This window comes from Psychrobacillus sp. (assembly GCF_056205495.1).
The window spans coordinates 1-5,108 of record NZ_JBAEAP010000146.1 but is presented as its reverse complement, the minus strand read 5'-3'; the positions used below and the strand labels follow the sequence as shown (position 1 = coordinate 5,108).

Here is a 5,108-nt window from a genome sequence, read left to right as displayed (position 1 = left end):
CTGCACAGTAATAAATGATAAAGAGAACTCTCCAGTAGCCTACTGGTGAGTTTTTTTCTGATTGTACATACGATAGGGGGCATATCATTCGGGTGACCGTCCGATTATTAGGGTTGACCGACCGATTATCTGGCTCGACCGACCGATTATGGGCAAGAACCGACCGATTATTTAGGATAACCGACCGATTATCGCCTATAACCGACCGATTCAATGATTTAGAAGTCCAACCTCAAACTAAATCTTTCATTATTAAAGCCAAACCCTTCTTCATAATCAGTTTGTTCACATTTCGGACAAAAAGTATTGACAAAAATGTGAACGGGGTGAATAATAATAGTTAAGAGGGGTGTTTCGAAATGGAATCATACGTAAAAATGTTACACGCTACAAAAGTTGTAGGTGCAGCCTTGTTAACTATAGGAATTGCTGTCTTTTTATATGGATCATTCATAAGTGAGTATAGTACGGTAATGGGCGTTGGAATCGGAATCGTCATGGGAGCAGTTTTCACATTTATCATTGGCATGATCTTAGTTGCTTCAGAGGAAATGATCTCCAAACAATTGAAAAAAGAGGGTATCTAAACAAGAGATGCTCGTACAAGGTATTTAGAGGATCCACTCTAGATGCCTTTTTTTCATGAGCAAAGTGGAGCTTGGATATTTATTGCTAGGCTCTATTTATGTCATCAGCGCTTATATCTTTGTCTTACCTATGGACTAGACTTATATCCCTATGGTCCTTTCCCACACTTAAAATTTACAAATAAAAAAGAGCGCCTAGAGACGCTCTTTCTTTATTACATATCCCACACCATAACGAGTAACGTACCTAAAATCGTGAATAGTGCGAGCAACAAGCCATAATACACATTGACGTAAATGGATTTTTTGTCTTCCGTTTCACCGGCATGCATGAATACGACAAGCTGTAAGCCAGCCTGTGTAAACGCTGTTAGTAGTAAGACGGTCATTCCAACTCCGAATGACATATCCATGAAGTACACCAACAGTGCTACTGCTGTAAGCACTAATGAAAACGCAAAGCCCATTACTTGTTTAAGAGGGAATAATTCTTTCATATTACATCATTCCTTTCAAGTAGATGAAGCTGAAGATGAAGATCCAAATCACATCTAGGAAATGCCAATATAGTGAGAAGATAAACGACTTATTGGCCGTTTCCGGAGTCAAGCCACGTTTCTTGATTTGTAGGAGGATAAATAATCCCCAGAACAAACCGAATGTTACGTGCAAGCCGTGAGTTCCTAGCGTCGTCAATAAAATCGCAGTGAAGGCACTAGTTTGAAGCCCAGCTCCAACATGCACATAGTGAACAAACTCATAGATTTCTACTCCAAGGAATGCTGCACCTAGAAGAAGGGTGATTCCAAAGAAAGTCATCGTTGCTTTCGTACGGTTTAATCGCATCGCGTGAATCGCAAGTCCGATTGTAAAGCTACTCGTTAAAAGTAAAAGTGTTTCGATTAACACTGGTGTTATTTCAAAAATTTCTGCACCAGAGGGACCGCTACCTACGCGGTTCTCTAAGGTGAAGTAGGAGGCGAAAAGTGTTGCGAAAAGCATAATTTCCGCTCCGATGAAAATCCAAAAGCCTAATATTTTTAAACTATTTTCTTCTGTGCTGTATTCTAGTGGAAGTGACTTATCTACCTTCATTTTTTAGCACCTCGCAATTTTCTTTCCGTTTCTTCGATTTCCTCTACCGAAATATATCTTCCGTGATCTTGTTCAAATGAACGGTAAGCCAGACAGCCTAATATACCAAGCAATGACACAATGGCAAGTGGCCAGATGCTGAAGACCATCGCAAATCCAAAGACGAAGAAGATACAGCTCATGATAAATGGTAAACCGCTATTATTCGGCATGTGAATTTTTTCAACTTTTCCTTGGAATAACTCATAGCCGTTTTTCTTAGAATCCCAAAATGCTTGTGTTGAATCAACTTGTGGTGTAACTGCGAAATTATACTCAGGTACTGGAGTGTGAGTAGCCCATTCCAATGAACGTGCATCCCATGGATCGTCTCCGATATCTCGAGAAGCATAACGTATGCTCCAATAGATGTTGTAAACAAGTAACGCGAATGAAATTGCCATTACACCGGCTCCGATGAACGAAACCATATTCCACATTCCAAAGCCTGTTGACTCAGAATATGTGTACATACGACGTGCTTGACCGTCTAATCCCGTAATATACATTGGGATGAAGGCTAGTACGAATCCAATAGACATTAACCAAGCAGTCCATTTTCCTAATCGCTCGTTTAACATGAAACCGAATATTTTCGGCCAATAGTAAGTAAGACCAGCTAGCATTGCGTAAACAACACCAGGAATAATTACATTATGGAAATGGGCTACTAAGAACATCGTATTATGATACTGATAGTCGGCTGCTGACATAGCAAGCATTACCCCTGTAACTCCACCTAGTGTGAACAGTGGAATGAACATGATTGAGTAAAGCATTGGTGTCGTGAACTCGATCTTCCCTTTCCAAAGGGTGAATAGCCAGTTAAAGATCTTAACCCCTGTTGGAACAGCAATTGCCATCGTTGTGATGGAGAAGATACTGTTAGACAGTGGACCCTGACCCATTGTAAAGAAGTGATGGGCCCAAACGACAAAGGATAGAAGCGAGATAACTACCATAGAGGCAACCATCGACTTATAGCCGTATAGATTGCGTCGTGCAAAGGTGGAAATAATCTCACTGAATATACCGAATGCCGGCAGGATTAGAATGTATACCTCTGGATGTCCCCAAACCCAGAACAGGTTGGCCCAGAGCATATCCATACCGCCATTATCTGTTGTGAAGAAGTTCGTTCCAAACAGTCGGTCCATTGTTCCCATTGCAAGTAATACAGTTAATACTGGGAAAGCGAACACGATAATTACGTTAGCGATAAATGCTGACCATGTGAACATTGGCATCTTCATTAGAGTCATACCAGGTGCTCTCATTTTCAGGATTGTTGTAATGAAGTTAATACCAGTCATTAATGTACCAAGACCAGCTATTTGTATTGCGATCATATAATAGTTCGTACCAACAGAGGCACTGAACTCGTTACCTGCTAGTGGGAAATAGGAAGTCCATCCTGCATCAGGTGATCCACCTACGATGAAGGAAATGTTGAATAATCCCATACCCATAAAGAACAACCAGAAGCTAAGTGCATTTAAACGTGGAAACGCAACATCTCTAGCTCCGATTTGTAACGGAATAACGTAGTTAAAGAAAAAGATGATAAACGGCATTGCCATGAATAAAATCATTACTACTCCATGCGTGGAGAAGACTTCATTGTAATGCTGTGAATCTAAAAATGTGTTTTCTGGCATCGAAAGCTGGTAGCGCATCATAATTGCGTCTACGCCTCCGCGGAAAAGCATTAGTAATGCAGATAGCAAGTACATAATACCAATACGCTTATGGTCTACAGTAGTGATCCACTCGCGCCACAGGTATCCCCATTTCTTGAAGTAGGTAATACCTAAAACTATCGCAAGCATCGTAAGGCCGATACCGACCATGGATGCATATATCAAAAAGCTTGGATGTGGTACGGCAAAGCGATCAAAGAAATCCATACTTTTGTTTCTCCTTTCAGGAATCTATAGCTTGGACTATAGTAATCTGGTAAACCTTCTATTAATGATGAGAATGCTCGGATTCTTCATCAGCATTCGTTTGTTCATGATTCTCATGCTCGGATTCATCCATGTCATGATGCTCGTGGTCTGCATCCTCTTCGTCTGAACCATGGTCATGACTAGGTGCAGGCGAGAATTCTAAATGTGTTCCTGTATAAGTAGAGCGTCCAAGATGTCCTGGCTCTAATAATTCTTCAAACTTGTCTTCTGTAAGTGCTGGTGCAGTTTCATGTACTTCCTCTACCCATTCTTCAAAATCAGCATGAGACATAGAGGTAACGTCAAAGATGTTTTCTGCAAATCCGGATCCACTGAAGTTCGCATTTCTTCCCATGAATTCGCCTTCCACATCAGCTGCTAAGTGTAAGGTAGTAACCATGTCAGACATTGCATACTTTTGTCCGCCTAGCTGTGGAATCCAGAAGCTAGTTATTGGTCCGTGTGAATATAATTTAAACTCAATCGCCCGGTTTGCCGGAATATATAAGTAGTTAACTGTTTCGATATCTTGTTCTGGATAACTAAAATGCCATTTCCAGTTAGAGGAAGAAGCATAAATGATTAATGGCTCTTGATCCTCATAGCCTTGAGGTGTCGACTCAACGATATAGTTACTTCTTACCGATACGATGGAAAGAAAAATAACGATTAGAATAGGAATCCCGACACAAATTGCTTCCACAATTGGATTACCTTCTATATGAGGTGGCTCGTAATCCTCACTTTGCTTAGAAGCACGGTATTTTATTAACACAAATACTAAAATAGCTAAAACGACAATTACGATCCCTGACATAAGGAAAATGGATAACATAATATCATTTGCCTGTGTTTCGGCCTGTGGACCTTTAGGATCTAAAACAAGTAATGGCTCACAACCTGTTAACACAGTGACAATAGTGAAAACCATCGTCAAAAGAGCCCACTTCAATTTTAATTTCATTGTTGTACTCCTTTCCAATCTATTATAAAAAGCTCAGGTAACTAGTATTGGTTTCAAAGAATTTCTCTCTGTGCCTATATCTTATTATCTTCTATATAAAAAAACGAACAATAAAACGGGACTTCACAAATTCTTCAAGAAGATTTGAACGTTCTTTTACACAATTGTAAATGTGACAAATTTATTCAAAAAAGCGTTGGAAACCATAAAGGATTAGTGGATGAAAGTTGACGCTTTAAGCTTGGGTGGCAGCTAGGTTCTTCTCGTAAGGGAGACTCGAGTACCGCCCGTAAACTATCTGAAAGTGTCCCATACACCATAGAAAAGCGACCGTAAAAGTAATAAAGCGCCCATACCCAGGCTGTAAGTGTCCCGTAAAGAGGGTGAAAAGTGCCCATAAATAGGTCAGAAGTGTCCCATAAAGCTATAGAATGCGCCCATAACAGTGGTTCTGCCCATAACTAGGCTAGAAGT

5 protein-coding genes are annotated in these 5,108 nt (G+C 40.4%); 1 reads left to right on the top strand and 4 read right to left on the bottom strand.

Translation table 11 applies throughout. The features are described from left to right. Positions 1 to 359 precede the first annotated feature (359 nt). Positions 360 to 587, top strand: a complete 228-nt coding sequence (locus AC06OU_RS04360) for a hypothetical protein (protein ID WP_475854222.1) — start codon at positions 360 to 362, stop codon at positions 585 to 587. A 215-nt stretch (positions 588 to 802) separates the two neighbouring features. Here the strand turns inward: AC06OU_RS04360 and qoxD are convergent, their stop codons facing one another. The 4 genes from qoxD to qoxA form a co-directional block, all read right to left on the bottom strand. After that, complete coding sequence (gene qoxD, locus AC06OU_RS04355) at positions 803 to 1,084, bottom strand: cytochrome aa3 quinol oxidase subunit IV (RefSeq protein ID WP_251556239.1); 282 nt, start codon at positions 1,082 to 1,084, stop codon at positions 803 to 805. Position 1,085: 1 nt separating this feature from the next. Beyond that, positions 1,086 to 1,682, bottom strand: coding sequence for a cytochrome aa3 quinol oxidase subunit III (gene qoxC / locus AC06OU_RS04350; protein WP_251556238.1), 597 nt, complete (start codon positions 1,680 to 1,682; stop codon positions 1,086 to 1,088). After that, positions 1,679 to 3,628, bottom strand: a complete 1,950-nt coding sequence (gene qoxB, locus AC06OU_RS04345; RefSeq protein WP_475854221.1) for a cytochrome aa3 quinol oxidase subunit I — start codon at positions 3,626 to 3,628, stop codon at positions 1,679 to 1,681. The genes qoxC and qoxB overlap by 4 nt, the downstream gene beginning before the upstream one ends. 61 nt (positions 3,629 to 3,689) lie before the next feature. Continuing rightward, positions 3,690 to 4,634, bottom strand: coding sequence for a cytochrome aa3 quinol oxidase subunit II (gene qoxA / locus AC06OU_RS04340; RefSeq protein ID WP_475854219.1), 945 nt, complete (start codon positions 4,632 to 4,634; stop codon positions 3,690 to 3,692). Positions 4,635 to 5,108: the final 474 nt, after the last annotated feature.

Coding starts and splice junctions, on each gene's coding strand:
- AC06OU_RS04360 (WP_475854222.1), top strand. CDS start 360: ATGGAATCATACGTAAAAATGTTACACGCTACAAAAGTTGTAGGTGCA.
- qoxD (WP_251556239.1), bottom strand. CDS start 1,084: ATGAAAGAATTATTCCCTCTTAAACAAGTAATGGGCTTTGCGTTTTCA.
- qoxC (WP_251556238.1), bottom strand. CDS start 1,682: ATGAAGGTAGATAAGTCACTTCCACTAGAATACAGCACAGAAGAAAAT.
- qoxB (WP_475854221.1), bottom strand. CDS start 3,628: ATGGATTTCTTTGATCGCTTTGCCGTACCACATCCAAGCTTTTTGATA.
- qoxA (WP_475854219.1), bottom strand. CDS start 4,634: ATGAAATTAAAATTGAAGTGGGCTCTTTTGACGATGGTTTTCACTATT.